This window comes from Cryobacterium sp. Hh38 (assembly GCF_004403235.1).
GTDB lineage: Bacteria > Actinomycetota > Actinomycetes > Actinomycetales > Microbacteriaceae > Cryobacterium > Cryobacterium levicorallinum.
This window is the reverse complement of sequence record NZ_SOHD01000031.1, coordinates 35,959-50,446: the sequence shown is the minus strand read 5'-3', so window position 1 is coordinate 50,446 and position 14,488 is coordinate 35,959. Positions and strand designations below refer to the sequence as shown.

Below are 14,488 nucleotides of genomic sequence, written 5' to 3'. Positions count from 1 at the left end.
ATGGCCGCGATCCTCGTGATCGGCAGCGGCCTCGGCGGCCTGCTGGCCGCAGTGCGGGCAGCGGATGCCGGCCACCAGGTGGTGCTGGTCACCAAGTCGGTACTGCCCGAAAGTAATACCCGCTATGCCCAGGGCGGAATCGCCGCCGCCCTGTTTCGCGACGACTCGGTGGACACCCACGTGGTCGACACGCTGCGCGCCGGCGCCGGTCTGTGCGACCCGGCGGCCGTGCGCGTGCTCTGTGAGGAGGGTCCGGCGCGGGTGCGCGACCTGATTCGATTCGGCGTGGACTTCGACCGGGATGAATCCGGCGTGGCCCGCGGCCTCGAAGCCGCCCACTCCCGCTCCCGCGTCGTGCACGCCGGCGGTGACGCCACCGGCGCCGCGGTCGAGGCAGCGCTCGTGGCGACCGTGCAACGCCGCGCCACGATCGAGGTGCGGGAGCACACCATGCTGGTCGACCTGATCGTGGACGATGACCGGGTGACGGGCGCCCGCGTGCTCGGCCCGGACGGCGTGCAGCTTTCGCTGGCCGCTGACGCCGTGATCCTGGCCACCGGCGGGGCCGGCGCGCTGTTCACGCATACCACCAATCCCTCGGTCGCGACCGGGGACGGGGTGGCGGCGGCGTGGCGAGCGGGAGCATCCGTTACCGATCTGGAGTTTTACCAGTTTCACCCGACCGCACTCGCCGTGCCCGGCACACCGCTCGTGTCGGAGGCGGTGCGCGGTGAAGGCGCCGTGCTGCGCGATCAACTCGGCGATCGCTTTATGCTCGCCGAGCACGCCGACGCCGAGCTCGCGCCGCGCGACGTTGTCGCCCGGGCGATCGCCAGCCAGATGGAGCAGCAGGGCGGCACGCCGGTGCTGCTCGACGCAACCGCACTGGGCCGCGAGCTGCTCGAAACCCGGTTTCCCACGATCACAGCGGCCTGCCGGGCTGCCGGTTTGGACTGGGCGGTCGATCCGATTCCGGTGGCCCCGGCCGCGCACTACTGGATGGGCGGCGTGGAAACGGATGCCTGGGGTCGCACCAGCCTGCCCGGCCTCTTCGCCGTCGGCGAGGTCGCCCGCACCGGGGCGCACGGCGCCAACCGGCTCGCTTCCAACTCCCTGCTCGAGGCGGCCGTGTTCGCGGACCGAGCCGTACGCGCGCTCGGCGAGCCCTGGCGGGCGAGCACGACGCTGTCCCCATTCACAGTGCTCTCCCGCAGCTTCGCCAACGCGACCCGCTCTGAATACCTCCCCCACCCGCTGTTCGACCCGGCCAACGCGAGCCAACCTGCGGATAGTTCCCCCTCGCTGGTCGAGCCTGCCGAGACCGCCACGAGAACACCGCCGGCCGGTCTCGGCACGCTGGTCAACCGCCAAACGTTGCAGCAGCTCCTCTGGGACTCTGCCGGGGTACACCGCTCCGGCGTCGGCCTCAGGCACGCCGCTCACAGCCTCACCCAGTGGGTCTCGCCGCCAGCGACCAGCCCCGACGTCGCCGCCCTCGAGGACCGCAACCTGCTCGACCTGGCCCGCCTACTCGTGAGCGCAGCCCGGGCCCGCGAGGAGTCGCGCGGCGCGCACTACCGCTCCGACTTCACCGACACCCGGCCCGAACTCGCCAGGTCTTACTCGCAATCCCGCTCACTCATTCCGGCCAAGGAGGCTATCGCATGCTGAGCAATCACTCCATCGACATTGTCGTGCAGGCCGCCCTCGACGAGGACGCGCCCTGGGGCGATCTCACTTCGGCCGTGCTCATTCCTGAAGACGCCGTCGCGACCGCCCGGCTCGAGGCGCGCGAACCGGGCGTATTCAGCGGCACCGCCGTCTTCGCGGCGGCCTTTCGCCTGACCGACCCGCGCATTGAGGTGCGTCCGTTCGTCCAAGACGGCGATTCGTTCGACACCGGCGCCACGCTGGCCGAGGTGACCGGCCCCGCCCGCGGCATCCTGCAGGCGGAGCGCATCGGGCTGAACTTCGTGCAGCGGATGAGCGGAATCGCCACCCTGACCGCCCGGTACGTCGCCGAGACGGCCGGCACCACGGCCCGCATCGTCGACACCCGCAAGACCACGCCCGGGCTGCGCGCCCTGGAGCGCCAGGCCGTGCGCGATGGCGGCGGCCACAACCACCGGTTCAGCCTCTCCGACACGGTGATGGCCAAGGACAACCACCTCGCCATCCTCGCGGCCGGCCCGCTCGGCCTGACCGAGGCCCTGCTTGAAGTGCGGGCGAAGCTTTCGCACACCACCCACTTCGAGGTGGAGGTCGACCGGCTCGACCAGATCGACGACGTGCTCGCGGCCGGCATCGACACGATTATGCTCGACAATTTCTCTTCGGAGGACCTGCTGAAAGGCGTTCAGCAGATCGCCGGTCGGGCCATCGTCGAGGCCAGCGGCGGAGTCTCGCTCGACACGGTACGTGCCATCGCGGCATCCGGTGTCGACGTCATCTCGGTCGGTGCGCTCACCCACAGCGTGCACTCGCTCGACCTCGGGCTCGACGTGGCCATTCGGGTGAGCGCGCCGGCCGGATTCGCACTCTGACCCCATGATCTACCTGGACAACGCCGCAACGACCCCGGTACGCCGCGAGGCCCTCGAGGCCATGTGGCCGCACCTCACGAGCGGCTTCGGTAACCCGTCGAGCCACCACCAGGTCGGTGAGGCGGCCGCCGCCGCGCTGCGGGAGGCGCGGCGCAGCGTCGCCCGGTCGCTCGACTGCCGCCCCGGCGAGGTGACGTTCACGAGCGGCGGCACCGAAAGCGACAACCTCGCCGTCAAGGGGATCGCACTCGGCGCCCCGCGCGGCCGCCACATCGTCACGACTCCGATCGAACACGAGGCCGTGCTCGACTCCTGCGATTACCTGCGCCGGCTGCACGGTTTTGAGATCACCCTGCTGCCAGTGGATGCTGCGGGCCGCGTCGACCCCGCCGGCCTGGCCCGCGCGCTCCGCCCCGACACCACCCTCGTGTCGGTGCACTACGCCAACAACGAGGTCGGCACCGTGCAGCCCCTGGCTGAACTGGCCGCTGTCGCGCAGGGTGTGCCCTTTCACACCGACGGGGTGCAGGCCGGTGGCTGGCTCGACCTCAACGTAAAAGCCCTCGGCGTGGACGCACTGAGCCTCTCCGGCCACAAGCTCGGTGCTCCCCCCGGCATCGGCGCCGTCTTTCTGCGCGGCCGCCTCGTGATCGAGCCGCTACTGCACGGCGGTGGCCAGGAGCGCGGCAAGCGCAGCGGCACCGAGAACGTCGCCGGCGCGGTGGCCCTGGCCGTGGCGCTGCGCCTGGCCGGCGAGGAACGGGCTCTCACTGCCCAGCGCACCAGCGCCCTCCGCGACGAGTTCATCGGCACGGTGCTGCGCGAGACGCCGTCGGCCCGGCTCACCGGGCACCCGACCGACCGCCTGCCGGGCACCGCATCGTTCGTATTTCCGGGCACCAGCGGCGAGGCTGTGTTGCTCGAGCTCGAAGCGCGCGGCATCGTCTGTTCGAGCGGGTCCGCCTGCGCGGCCGGCAGCAGCGAGCCTTCGCATGTGCTCACTGCCATGGGCCTATCGGCCGACGTGGCGTTGACCGCTGTTCGGTTCACGCTGGGTGCTGGCACGTCGGCGGCGGAGGCGGCCGAGGCGGCGGCATCTGTTCGTGCGGCGGTAGCTGCGGTCGCCAGTCTCGGTACCTGACGCGAACCAAGTCGGCACGGTGCGGCCAACGCTAGAGTCATCGTTATGAGCAGATCTCAGGTCGGGCGTGCGCTGGTACTCGTGAGCCTGGGCCTCACGCTCATGCTGAGCGTGACTGCGTGTGCGCCCCTGAACCTGCCCCGGTCGCCATCGTCGTCGACGACACCGCGAGTGATACCTACCCCCCAACTCGCCGAGGCGCCCACGGCACGCGACGTTGCAGGTTGCCCGCGCGCGACGATCAACGTGGCATCCGCTGACGAGCTGTCCTCGGCACTCATCGACGTCGCACCCGGGGACGTCATCGGGCTGGCGGACGGAAACTATCAGGGCAACTTCGTCGCGACGACGTCAGGCACCGTCGACGAGCCGATCACTCTGTGCGGCGGAACCGACAGTGTGCTCGACGGCGGCGACCCGATGAACGGCTACGTGATGCATCTCGACGGCGCCCAATATTGGAATCTGTTGGGGTTTTCTGTCACAAACGGGCAAAAAGGTGTCATGGCTGACGGTACTGTCGGGTCCACCATTCGCGCACTGACCGTCTCTACGATCGGCGACGAAGCCATCCACCTTCGCCGGTTCAGCACCGACAACACCGTCGCCGACAACACCGTTTTCGACACCGGGTTGCGCAAACCGAAGTTCGGCGAGGGTGTCTATATCGGCACAGCCGACAGCAACTGGTGCGATATCAGCGGATGCCAGCCAGACCGGAGCGATCGCAACACGGTGACGGGCAACTCGTTCTCGCAGACGACCTCGGAAGCCGTCGATGTGAAGGAGGGCACGAGCAACGGAATTGTCAGCCACAATACCTTCGACGGGTCGGCGCTGAGCGAGGCCGACTCCTGGGTGGATATCAAGGGAAACGGCTGGGTCATCGACTCGAACACCGGCACGAATTCGCTCCGTGACGGTTTTCAGACCCACGAGATCCTCGACGGGTGGGGCACAGACAATATCTTTCGCAATAACACCGCCGCCGTGAACGGTCCGGGCTTTGGCTATTCGATGACGCCGGAGCTCAGCAATATTGTCGAATGCAATAACACCGCCACCGGCGCCGCGGAGGGCGTCATGAATGTGACCTGCCGCGCCTCCTGACAACGTCGCTATGACCTGATATTGTCATGACAATCAGCCAAAGCTCTTGGCATGTCAGTGAAGGGGTCACATGAGCGCGAAGGAAGAAAACACGCTCCCCATGGGAATGTTCATGGATCTGGAACGGTCCGGCCCGATTCCGCTGTATTTTCAAGTCTCGCAGCGCATCGAGAAGGCCATTCTCAGTGGTGAGCTGCCGGCCGGATCACGCTTGGAGAACGAGGTCGCCCTCGGCCAGCGCCTGGGCCTTAGCCGCCCAACAGTGCGCCGCGCCATCCAAGAAATCGTCGACAAGGGCCTGCTGGTGCGCCGTCGCGGCATCGGAACCCAGGTCGTGCACGGCCAGGTGACGCGCAAGGTCGAACTGACCAGTCTCTACGACGACCTCACCAACACGCATAAGGTTCCCTCGACGCACCTTCTCGCTCTCGAAACCCGGGTAGCGGATGCGAAAACGGCTGAGCGACTCGGCGTGGCCGAGGGCAGTCCCACCCTGTACATTCGGCGCGTGCGCCTGGCCGATGACGTGCCGGTCGCCGTGATGGAAAACTGGCTCCCCGAGGAATTCATCGGAATCGAACCCAACGATCTCGTCGCGCACGGGCTCTACCAGGTGCTGCGTTCGCGCGGTGTGACGATGCGGGTCGCCCGCCAGCACATCGGAGCACGCAAATCCACCAACGAGGAGTCCGTGCTGCTGGAGATCGAGAAGAATGCGGCGCTGCTCACGATGGACCGCACGGCCTTCGACAACTCCGGACGCGCGGTCGAGTTCGGCCAGCACTGCTATCGCCCCGACCTGTACTCCTTCGAAGTAACGCTGGTCGAGAAGTAGCAGTCCTGCCAAAAGCACCAAAAAAATGTCTGGTCACCTAACCCCAAAGGGTCAGACGGCCAGACTTTTTTGTGGATCCAGCGGGTTAGGCGCGAGCGAGTTCGTGGGCGAGAGCGTCAAGTTCCGCTCCCCCGGCCATGAGCTTGGTCATCTCTTCGATCGTGATCTCGCTCTTCTTGAAACCGCCGAGGCTGGTTCCACGCTTCAGCAGCAGAAACCGGTCGCCGAGCGGGTAGGCGTGGTGCGGGTTGTGCGTAATGAAGACGACGCCGAGGCCGCGATCGCGGGCCTGAGCGATGTATTTCAGCACGACACCGGCCTGCTTGACTCCCAGAGCAGAGGTCGGCTCGTCGAGGATGACAACCTTCGCGCCGAAATACACGGCTCGGGCGATGGCCACCGACTGGCGTTCACCGCCCGACAGGGTGCCGATCGGCTGGTCGACATCGCGCAAGTCGATGCCCATCTTGGCGAGTTCTTCCTTGGTGATCCGGCGCATCCCCTTGACGTCCAGCTGGCTGAACGGGCCGAACCCGCGCGTCAATTCGGAGCCGAGAAAGAAGTTGCGCCACACCGGCATCAGCGGAACCACGGCGAGGTCCTGATACACCGTGGCGATGCCCAGGTCCAGCGCCTCGCGCGGGCTGCCGAAGGTGCGCTCGACACCGTAGGCGAGAAGCTTGCCGTGGGTGTGCGCGTGCGCCCCGGAGAGGATCTTGATGAAGGTCGACTTGCCGGCACCGTTGTCCCCCAGCACACAGAGCACCTCACCTGCCCCGACCGAGGCCGATACTCCCCGCAGCGCCAGAATCGAACCATATGTCTTGCCGATATCCCGAACCTCAAGAATGGGCGGGGCAGCGGATGTGTCTCCCGGCGTCATGAGCGAACTCCTGCCTGGCGGCGTACATAAAGGTTGACGAGCACGGCCAGCAGCAGCATCCCACCGAGGAACGCCTTGAGCCAGTTGTTATCCCACTGGGCGAAGACGATGCCCTGCAGGGTCATGCCGTAGATGAGAGCGCCGAGGGCCGCACCGATGGCCGATCCGTAGCCGCCGGTCAGCAGGCATCCGCCGACCACAGCGCAGATGATGTAGATGAATTCCTGGCCGATTCCGGTCGTGGCCTGCACCGTCGAGACATCGAACAGCTGGAGCATTCCGACGAGCCAACCCGCGCCGGCGGTGGTCATGAACAGGCCCAATTTGACCTTCATGACCGGCACGCCGACCTGGCGTGAGCTTTCGATCTGGCCACCGACCGCGAAGATCCAGTTTCCGGAGCGAGTACGCAGCAGAATCCAGGTGGCGAGAGCGGTTATCGCGATCCACCAGACGATGGAGATCTTCACGTCCATGCCGAACAATGCGAACGAGGAGCCGAAGAACACCTTGACAGCATCGAAGCCGGGAACGGCGCTCATGCCCTGAATCGACACCGTGCCGGTGATGATCTTGGTGACCGCCAGGTTCACTCCCTGCAGAATGAAGAAGGTGGCGAGGGTGACTATGAAACTCGGCAGCCCGGTCTTCATCACCACGAAGGCGTTCGCCGCACCGATGGCCAGGGCAATCGCCAGGGCAATCACGAGGGCGAGCCAGATAGTGACGCCCCACTCGGTCGTGACGATTCCAACGATCAGTCCGGTCGTACCGACCATGGCACCGGCGGAGAGGTCGAACTCCCCGCCGATCATGAGCAGGGCAACCGCAACGGCCATGATGCCGAACAGCGATGCCGAGTAGAGCCAGGTGGCCACGCCGGCCGGCGTCAGAAACGCCGTCGTCGAGACCGAGAAGAAGATGAAGATGGCGAGGGCGGCCACCGCTGCGCCGACCTCGGGTCGGCGCAGCAGCGTGATGATGAGACCGGCTGGCTTGAGCCTTTCATCGATCATCCGTTCATCAGTCACCGCGGGTGCGGTACGGGTCATCGCGTTCCATTCTTCGCGAACTTCGCGACCTCGGCCGCGTTGTCCTTGGTGACGAAACCAGGGCCGGAGTAGACCGGCATGCCGCCACCGACGACGTCGCCGTTGCGAGCCTGGAGGGTGAGGAAGGTCACGGGCAGGTATCCCTGGGAGTAGGGCTGCTGGTCGACCGCGAACAGGATCTTGCCGTCGAGGATCAGCTGCGTCACGTCGGAGGACACATCGAAGGTCGCCAGTTGCGCCGAGCTGGTGGCTTCGTCGATCGCCTGGCTGGCCGCGACGGCGATGCCCGGGTTCAGGGTGAGCACGCCATCGATGGACGAGTCGGCCAGAAGGCTGCTCTTGATGGTGTTCTGAGCGTCCGCGATGTTCGCGACGTCAACCTGAACGTTGGTGACCGTGCCGCCGAGGGTGTCAGCTGCTCCATCGCAGCGTTCTTCCAGCCCTGTGTTGCCGGCCTCGTGAATGACGCAGATGACGTTGCCGACACCAGCTTCGGCGAGCTGCTCGCCCGCGCCCTGGCCGGCGATGAACTCACTCTGACCGATGTGGGTCTGGGCACCGAATTCCTTGGACTGCTCAAGGCCGGAGTTGATGGTTATCACCGGAATACCGGCGGCGACCGCCTTTTCAACCGCATTCCGAACGCCGTCGGGGTTGGCCATCGAGACGATGAGGCCATCCGGATTCGTGGCGATGGCTGCAGCGATCAGCTGGCTCTGCTTCACCGGGTCGCCATCGCCCTGGTACGTGACGGTAACCCCCAGGTCGGTGCCGGCCTGCTCCGCGCCGCTCTTGACGACGTCCCAGAAGGTGTCGCCCGGTGTTCCGTGCGTGACGACGGCGATGACAATCTCCGCGGATGCGGCGGTCGTCGTGTCTGCCGAATTGGCCGTGCATCCTGCCAGCGCCAGGGGAATGACGATGAGCGCGGCGAGCCAGTTTCTGTTCTTCTTCATGTCTGCAACCTTCGTTGCATCAATTGTCGCCTGTCCAGCGTGAAATCGACGTACGCGATCCAAATCGCAGTCACGCGCCCGATTCGCTCCCGACCTTCTCATCTTGCCCAAAAGTGATCTCGCCAAGACCTGGATCGAGCCTGTCGAGACTTCGATCAGCAAAAGTCAGGCGCCCAGCGGGCGGAAGGTACAAAAAAGCCCCCGGAACCAAGGGTTCCGGGGGCATCTGTTGCGGGGGCAGGATTTGAACCTACGACCTCTGGGTTATGAGCCCAGCGAGCTACCGAACTGCTCCACCCCGCGCTACAAGTACAAATTTAGCACACCCTGAAAGCTCGGTCGACCACTTGTGGCGATATTGCCAATTGGGCACCGAAAATGGTTTCCTCTACTGGCATCAAACACCATCAAGCAGGACAGCCGCAAGGGATCGCCATTCTCCGTACCAACAGGTATTCAGGTATGGACAGCTGCTCTAACCCGGTGAAGTCGGAATCGATTCACGGGAAGATCCACGGCCTTCCACCTTGCCGCTGCACGCCACGGATCCGCAGCGTTCCCAGTGCACCGCTTCCGGGCGTCTCAGCGCTCCCGAAGTGTGGCGTGGAATGCATTACTCCACGGTGTTGGCCAAATAAACAAACAGTGTAAAAGTTTCATTTATATATTCGATTTACCATCAACTTGACCATCCGCCTCAGATGATGGCCGCCAGTGAACTCCCGCTCATTCAAAGGTGAATCACGTAGAACTGCGGATCAGACCTCTGGAGTTTGAAATTTCTCCGCACAAATCAAAAATGAGTTGCGCTCGCTTTTGTGTTCGATTCGGAGTAGAATCGTTGCGAAGGAGGCAATGGCGCCCATGTTCATGGAAAACACCGGTGAGGCCAGTTCGAATGCTGTCATTGTGGCGGTCGGGCAGGCTCGGGAGATTCTCCTGAAAGCGTTGGGTTCGGTGTCGTTTGGGTCGCTGGGAGATGAAGAATCCTTGAGCATATTGCTCGCCCTCGAGAGCGTCGGCCGGGTTGTTGATGGTGCCCGGGTGCTGTCCACGACGGATGTGCTGCGCCGCTCCGAATACCTTGATGCGTCCGTTGCTAAGACTGCTGCGGCAAAGACGGCCGATCAGACCGAGATAGAAGCGGCTGGCGCGGTGTCTCTGGCCCGCCGGCTCGGCTGCCGCAGCGGCCTCATGCTGGTGTCCACCCTGGCGCGGTTGTCGCGCAGTGAGGTGCGGCAGCGCGCGTCGCTCGGCAAGAATGCCGGCGAGCGGATGCTGCTCGGCCGGCCCCTCGCACCGACCTACCCCGTGGTGGGTGAGGCGTTGCAGGGCGGGGAGCTCGGAGTGGAGCAAGCCCGCGTCATCGTGTCCGTGCTCGACGGCCTGCGCGCCTCGGTGCTGGTGGACGACCTCGACCGCGTCGAGCGCTCCCTGGTAGCGAGCGCGTCCGGCGCCATTACCCCGGAGACCGAGGGGCTGCCCGGTGCCGGTATCGCATTTGCGCCGGAGTTACTCCGGCAGCAGGGCATCGCGTGGCAGGCGCGCCTCGCGCCCGACGGGTGCGCTCCGGGTGAGGCCACGGCGGAACGGCGCAGCTGGTTCGCCTTCGGTGGACTGAATAACGGCGGCTACAGCCTGAACGGCTGGCTGACCACCCTCGACCGGGCCATCATCGGCACCGTCTTCGACGCCTACCTCTCCTCCGCTGCCGTAAACCCCGTTCCCGGCGCGGTTCCCCGAGCCACGGTCGCCTTCCACGAGACCGAACCGTGCGAACTATCCGATGCGGACAGCACGCACAACGATGAAACCGACGGCATCACGGACAGCGACGGTAATGACAGCAAAGCAAGCACCAGCACTGATAGCAGCGCCAGTGACGTCCTCACGATTGGCGCCAACGATGGCCGTAGCGCGCAGGCCTCGAACGATGTCCCGGTCGAGCACTGCGAAAGCGGCGAGCAGACCGGCGGCCAGCACGGGCAGGCCGACGACGAGAACGGCCCGATCGGCCGTGCCCAGGGCTACGACCAGGGCTACGACGAGCGGACCGGAGCAAACGCGGGCCAGGCCCTCAGCCCCTGCCCGCAGGAACCCGCCGATACCCGCTCGATCAGTGAGAAGCAGGCCGGGATCCTCCGCGCGGTGTTCGAAGCGGCCGCCCGGCAGCCGGGCACCCCAACGATGGGCGGCGCGGCACCGACGGTACTCGTGCACATCACTATCAACGACCTCCTCGCCGGCCGCGGCGCCGGCTGGATCGACGGCATCGACGGACCCCTCACCGTGAAACAAGTCGATGAGCTGCTCTGCGCCGGCGGGTATCAGCCCGTGTTGTTCGGCCACCAGGGTCAGGTTTTGCACCTCGGCGACAGCAACCGGTTCTTTACCGCTAGTCAGCGCCGCGCATTGGCCGCCCGCGACGGCGGCTGCGTCATCCCCGGCTGCACCGTGCCACCGCAGCTAACCCAAGCGCATCACGTCGTGCCCTGGCGCAAGGGCGGCCTCACCAACATCGACAACGCCGTACTGATCTGTAACGCCGGGCATGCGAGCATCGAGACCTCCGGCTGGGACATTGACATGAGAGACGGCCGCCTCTGGGTTCGCGGACCCCTCATCTTCGACCCCACTCAAACCTGGCGCCCCGCCGGACAAAACCGTGCCGCCACCCCGGCCGAGAAACCCAACTGGGAAAAGTAGGCCCGCGCGGTCGCGTGCGCGGCCAACGGGATGGCCGGGCTGAGCAGACAGCCAGCGCAGGGCTATGGCGGCCTCGACCCGGTTGTCGAGCCTGTCGAGAGACGACCGACGGAATGGTGGCGTTGTCGAGATTGGTAAGTTTCGTGACTGTGGCGGTTTCGGCAGCCTCGGAGAGTGGAAGGGCGCCGTTGTCAAGACCGGCCGAATCTTCGACTTCTCACATCGCCCGCCCACGTCTGGCGGGCGCACTCTGCCCTCCAATACCACAGGCCGCAAGCCCCCACCCGAGAGAGTGAAGGCTTGCGGCCTGTGTGGTGCGGTCTGGCTACTCGCCGAGCAGGGCGAGCATGCTCGCGATCGTGTCTTCGAGCTTCGCGTCGGCGGTGCCATAGTCGGCGAAGTTACCGGCGGCGAGTGCGGCCGCCTTTTCTGCCAGCGCCGTCTTGGCGACGGCGAGCAGCGACTTCAGCTCGGCATCCGTTGTGGCATCGCCGGTCGACCCGGTCGGTACGTCGGTGCTGCCGCCGGTCGAACCGTCGGTGCTCGGGTCGGTGGAGGCACCGTTATTCGTGGTGGCATCTTCGGGCACGTCGGTATCACCAGCGGTGGCACCAGAGTCACCGCCGAACAGCACATCGAGGGCGCCGTCGAGGGTGTCCTCGAACGCGATCTGGTCACCGAAANCTTCTGCAGCAGCGGATAGCTGGTCTCGCCCGTGGACTGCACGTAAACCGGCTGCACGTAGAGCAGTCCGCCACCAACCGGAAGGGTCAGCAGGTTACCGTTCAGCACGGTCGACGAGCCCTGACGCAGCAGGTTGAGCTCGGTCGACACTGTCGGGTCGGCGTTGAACACGTTCTGCACCTGACCGGGGCCAGGTACCGTGCCGTCCTTGGGCAGGTTGAGCAGCCTCAGCTGGCCATAGCCATCCGCTCTGACGCCGTCTACCGATCCGGCGTCTGCGTCTACAGCGAGGTAACCGTAGAGCACGTTACGGCTGGATTCACCCGTCGCTTCCGGCTGGAAAGTGGAGTACAGCGAGAACGACGGCTGGTCCGAGCCGGGTACCTGCATGGTGAGGTAGTACGGCGGCTGCAGCGTCGGGTTGGTCGCCGGCGAGTCAGGGTCGTTGGGCGAGATCCAGGCGTCGTCCTTCGAGTAGAACGAACCGGGGTCGGTCACGTGGTACTGACCAAGAATGGAACGCTGCACCTTGAACAGATCGGCCGGGTAGCGCACGTGGCTCATCAGGTCGCCACTCATCTCGCTCATCGGCTTGAGCGACGACGGGAAGATCTTCTGCCAGGTCTGCAGCAGCGGCTCCTCGTCGTCCCAGGCGTAGAGGGTGACCTCGCCGCTGTAGGCGTCGACGGTGGCCTTGACCGAGTTGCGCATGTAGTTGATGCTGTCCAACGCATACGGCTGGGCCGGTGTCTGCGTGTCGGCGATGGCCTCACTGAGGCTCACCGGGGTGGAATAGGGGTAATCCGCCGAGGTGGTGTAGCCGTCAACAATCCACATAACCCGACCGTCAACGACCGAGGGGTAGGCGTCGGAGTCGAGCGTCAGGTACGGCGCGACCTTCTGCACGCGGGTGACCGGGTCACGGTCGTAGAGAATCTCCGACTTGTCGTTGACCGAGGCGGCGAGGAAGATCTGCTCCGACTGGAACTTCAGCGCGTAGATCAGCTTTTTGAACGCATTGTCCAGTTTCGGTCCGCCGTCTCCGGAGAACGTCGTGTAGGTCTGGCCAGCACCCTCTTCACCCGACGGATAGTCGAGCTCGATCGGGTTGGCGCCCTCTTCGTCACCGACGATGGAGTATTCGGGCGAGGTCTCACCAAAGTAAATGCGCGGTTCGAACTTGCCGAGCGCACCGCTGGTGGGAATGCCGGATTCCAGGAACACCGGCTGGCCGTCGACAGAGCGCTGGTTGCCGTACGCGGCGACCATGCCATAGCCGTGGGTATAAACGGTCTTCGAGTTGACCCAGGTGTTACCGGTGTTCAAGCCGTCGATATTCAGGTCACGCACGGCGACGACGGTGTCCTGCGAAGTACCGTCGATCACGTAGCGGTCAACGTCGAGGTTGTCCGGGAACTGGTAGTACTGGCGGAACTGCTCGAGCTGGCCGAAGGAGTCACTGACCAGGGCCGGGTCGAGAATACGAATGTTGGCCGTGGTCGCGGCGTCGGCGCGCAGCGCGCCCGGCTCGGCGGTGGTCTTCGCGTCGTACGCAATTTCCTCGATGTCCGCGACGCCGTAGGCATCCCGGGTGAGGTCGATATTGCGTTCGATATATTCGGCCTCGAGTGCCTTCGCGCTCGGCTCCACCTGGAAGCGCTCCACGACCCACGGGTACAGCGAACCGATGAGCAGGCTCGACACGATTAGCAGCGCGGTGCCGATGACCGGCAGACGCCAGCGACCGATGATGGCCGTCAGGATGAAGAGCAGGGCGACGACGGCGGCAATGCCGGCAAGGATCGCGCGGCCGGGGATGGTGGCGTTGACGTCGGTATAGCCGGCACCGGTGATCAGGGCGTTGTTGTTGGTCAGGGTGGAGTACTGGTCGAACCAGATACTCACGGCCTGCAGCAGCAGATAGAGGGCTGCGGTGATGGCGATCTGCACGCGCGCGGCCTTGGAGATGAGCACTTCACGCCCGGACACCCGAATGGATCCGTACAGGTAGCTGGTCGCGACCGAGACGAGCGCCGAAATCAGCACAACAGCGGATGCGAAGGCGAGCACGGCCTGGTAGAACGGCAGGTCCATCAGATAGAAGGAGATGTCGAAGTTGAACTGCGGGTCAACCCGCCCGGTTTCGGTGCGGTTGAGCCACATGAGCACGGTCTGCCAGCGGGTGGCAGCGGCCACACCGGCAAACAGCCCGAGGAGGGCCGGGATGCCATACATCGCGAGGCGACGCAGCGGCTCGATGACCTGCTGATAGCGATCAAGCTGCGAGTTGAGCTTCGCGTAGACCGGGCGCAGACGGTAGGCCAGCTGAATACTCACCCAGACCGGAACGGCCATCGTCACGAAGCCGATCAAAAACAGCACGGTGCCGGCGATCCACTGGGTGGTCAGAACGTTGACGAACCCCAGCTGGTCGAACCACAGCACATCGGTATACAGTCCGGCGAATATAAAGAACAGGATCACCAACCCTGCGATAATGGCTGCGGTAATTGCTAGCGGGGCTCGGCTGCGCCGTGGGACGTTGTCGGCTGATGATGAAGTCACGAATTGGCCTCTT

General features: G+C 65.1%; 9 protein-coding genes, 1 tRNA gene and 1 pseudogene. 6 read left to right on the top strand and 5 right to left on the bottom strand.

Going from position 1 to position 14,488, the window contains the following annotated elements; all coding sequences use genetic code 11:
• The 5 genes from nadB (at position 1) to E3T41_RS11415 (ending at position 5,629) form a co-directional block, all read left to right on the top strand.
• Positions 1-1,671, top strand: a complete 1,671-nt coding sequence (gene nadB, locus E3T41_RS11435; RefSeq protein WP_134478684.1) for an L-aspartate oxidase — start codon at positions 1-3, stop codon at positions 1,669-1,671.
• Positions 1,665-2,543 (top strand): carboxylating nicotinate-nucleotide diphosphorylase, encoded by an 879-nt coding sequence (gene nadC, locus E3T41_RS11430; RefSeq protein WP_134478682.1) that lies wholly within the window; start codon positions 1,665-1,667, stop codon positions 2,541-2,543. Before nadB ends, nadC begins: the two co-directional genes overlap by 7 nt.
• Before the next feature lie 4 nt (positions 2,544-2,547).
• Positions 2,548-3,684, top strand: a complete 1,137-nt coding sequence (locus E3T41_RS11425) for a cysteine desulfurase family protein (RefSeq protein ID WP_134478680.1) — start codon at positions 2,548-2,550, stop codon at positions 3,682-3,684.
• 45 nt (positions 3,685-3,729) lie between these two features.
• Entirely contained in the window at positions 3,730-4,794 is a 1,065-nt protein-coding gene (locus E3T41_RS11420; protein ID WP_134478678.1) for a right-handed parallel beta-helix repeat-containing protein, read from the top strand.
• A gap of 70 nt (positions 4,795-4,864) precedes the next feature.
• Complete coding sequence (locus E3T41_RS11415) at positions 4,865-5,629, top strand: GntR family transcriptional regulator (RefSeq protein ID WP_092450215.1); 765 nt, start codon at positions 4,865-4,867, stop codon at positions 5,627-5,629.
• Between the two features lie 85 nt (positions 5,630-5,714).
• Here E3T41_RS11415 and E3T41_RS11410 read toward each other — a convergent pair whose 3' ends face one another.
• The 4 genes from E3T41_RS11410 to E3T41_RS11395 form a co-directional block, all read right to left on the bottom strand.
• On the bottom strand, positions 5,715-6,512 hold the full coding sequence (locus E3T41_RS11410) for an ATP-binding cassette domain-containing protein (RefSeq protein WP_092450217.1): 798 nt from the start codon (positions 6,510-6,512) through the stop codon (positions 5,715-5,717).
• Complete coding sequence (locus E3T41_RS11405; protein WP_134478719.1) at positions 6,509-7,528, bottom strand: ABC transporter permease; 1,020 nt, start codon at positions 7,526-7,528, stop codon at positions 6,509-6,511. The genes E3T41_RS11410 and E3T41_RS11405 overlap by 4 nt, the downstream gene beginning before the upstream one ends.
• Before the next feature lie 32 nt (positions 7,529-7,560).
• Entirely contained in the window at positions 7,561-8,520 is a 960-nt protein-coding gene (locus tag E3T41_RS11400) for a sugar ABC transporter substrate-binding protein (RefSeq protein WP_134478676.1), read from the bottom strand.
• A gap of 229 nt (positions 8,521-8,749) precedes the next feature.
• Positions 8,750-8,823: transfer RNA gene (locus E3T41_RS11395), tRNA-Met, on the bottom strand.
• A 552-nt stretch (positions 8,824-9,375) separates the two neighbouring features.
• Between E3T41_RS11395 and E3T41_RS11390 the strand changes: the two genes are divergently transcribed.
• On the top strand, positions 9,376-11,226 hold the full coding sequence (locus tag E3T41_RS11390) for an HNH endonuclease signature motif containing protein (RefSeq protein WP_134478674.1): 1,851 nt from the start codon (positions 9,376-9,378) through the stop codon (positions 11,224-11,226).
• 325 nt (positions 11,227-11,551) lie between these two features.
• On the opposite strand, the pseudogene E3T41_RS11385 reads toward E3T41_RS11390, so the two are convergent.
• Positions 11,552-14,475: pseudogene (locus E3T41_RS11385) on the bottom strand (UPF0182 family protein).
• Between the last annotated feature and the right edge of the window lie 13 nt (positions 14,476-14,488).

Coding starts and splice junctions, on each gene's coding strand:
- nadC (WP_134478682.1), top strand. CDS start 1,665: ATGCTGAGCAATCACTCCATCGACATTGTCGTGCAGGCCGCCCTCGAC.
- E3T41_RS11410 (WP_092450217.1), bottom strand. CDS start 6,512: ATGACGCCGGGAGACACATCCGCTGCCCCGCCCATTCTTGAGGTTCGG.
- nadB (WP_134478684.1), top strand. CDS start 1: ATGGCCGCGATCCTCGTGATCGGCAGCGGCCTCGGCGGCCTGCTGGCC.
- E3T41_RS11400 (WP_134478676.1), bottom strand. CDS start 8,520: ATGAAGAAGAACAGAAACTGGCTCGCCGCGCTCATCGTCATTCCCCTG.
- E3T41_RS11405 (WP_134478719.1), bottom strand. CDS start 7,528: ATGATCGATGAAAGGCTCAAGCCAGCCGGTCTCATCATCACGCTGCTG.
- E3T41_RS11390 (WP_134478674.1), top strand. CDS start 9,376: ATGGCGCCCATGTTCATGGAAAACACCGGTGAGGCCAGTTCGAATGCT.
- E3T41_RS11415 (WP_092450215.1), top strand. CDS start 4,865: ATGAGCGCGAAGGAAGAAAACACGCTCCCCATGGGAATGTTCATGGAT.
- E3T41_RS11420 (WP_134478678.1), top strand. CDS start 3,730: ATGAGCAGATCTCAGGTCGGGCGTGCGCTGGTACTCGTGAGCCTGGGC.
- E3T41_RS11425 (WP_134478680.1), top strand. CDS start 2,548: ATGATCTACCTGGACAACGCCGCAACGACCCCGGTACGCCGCGAGGCC.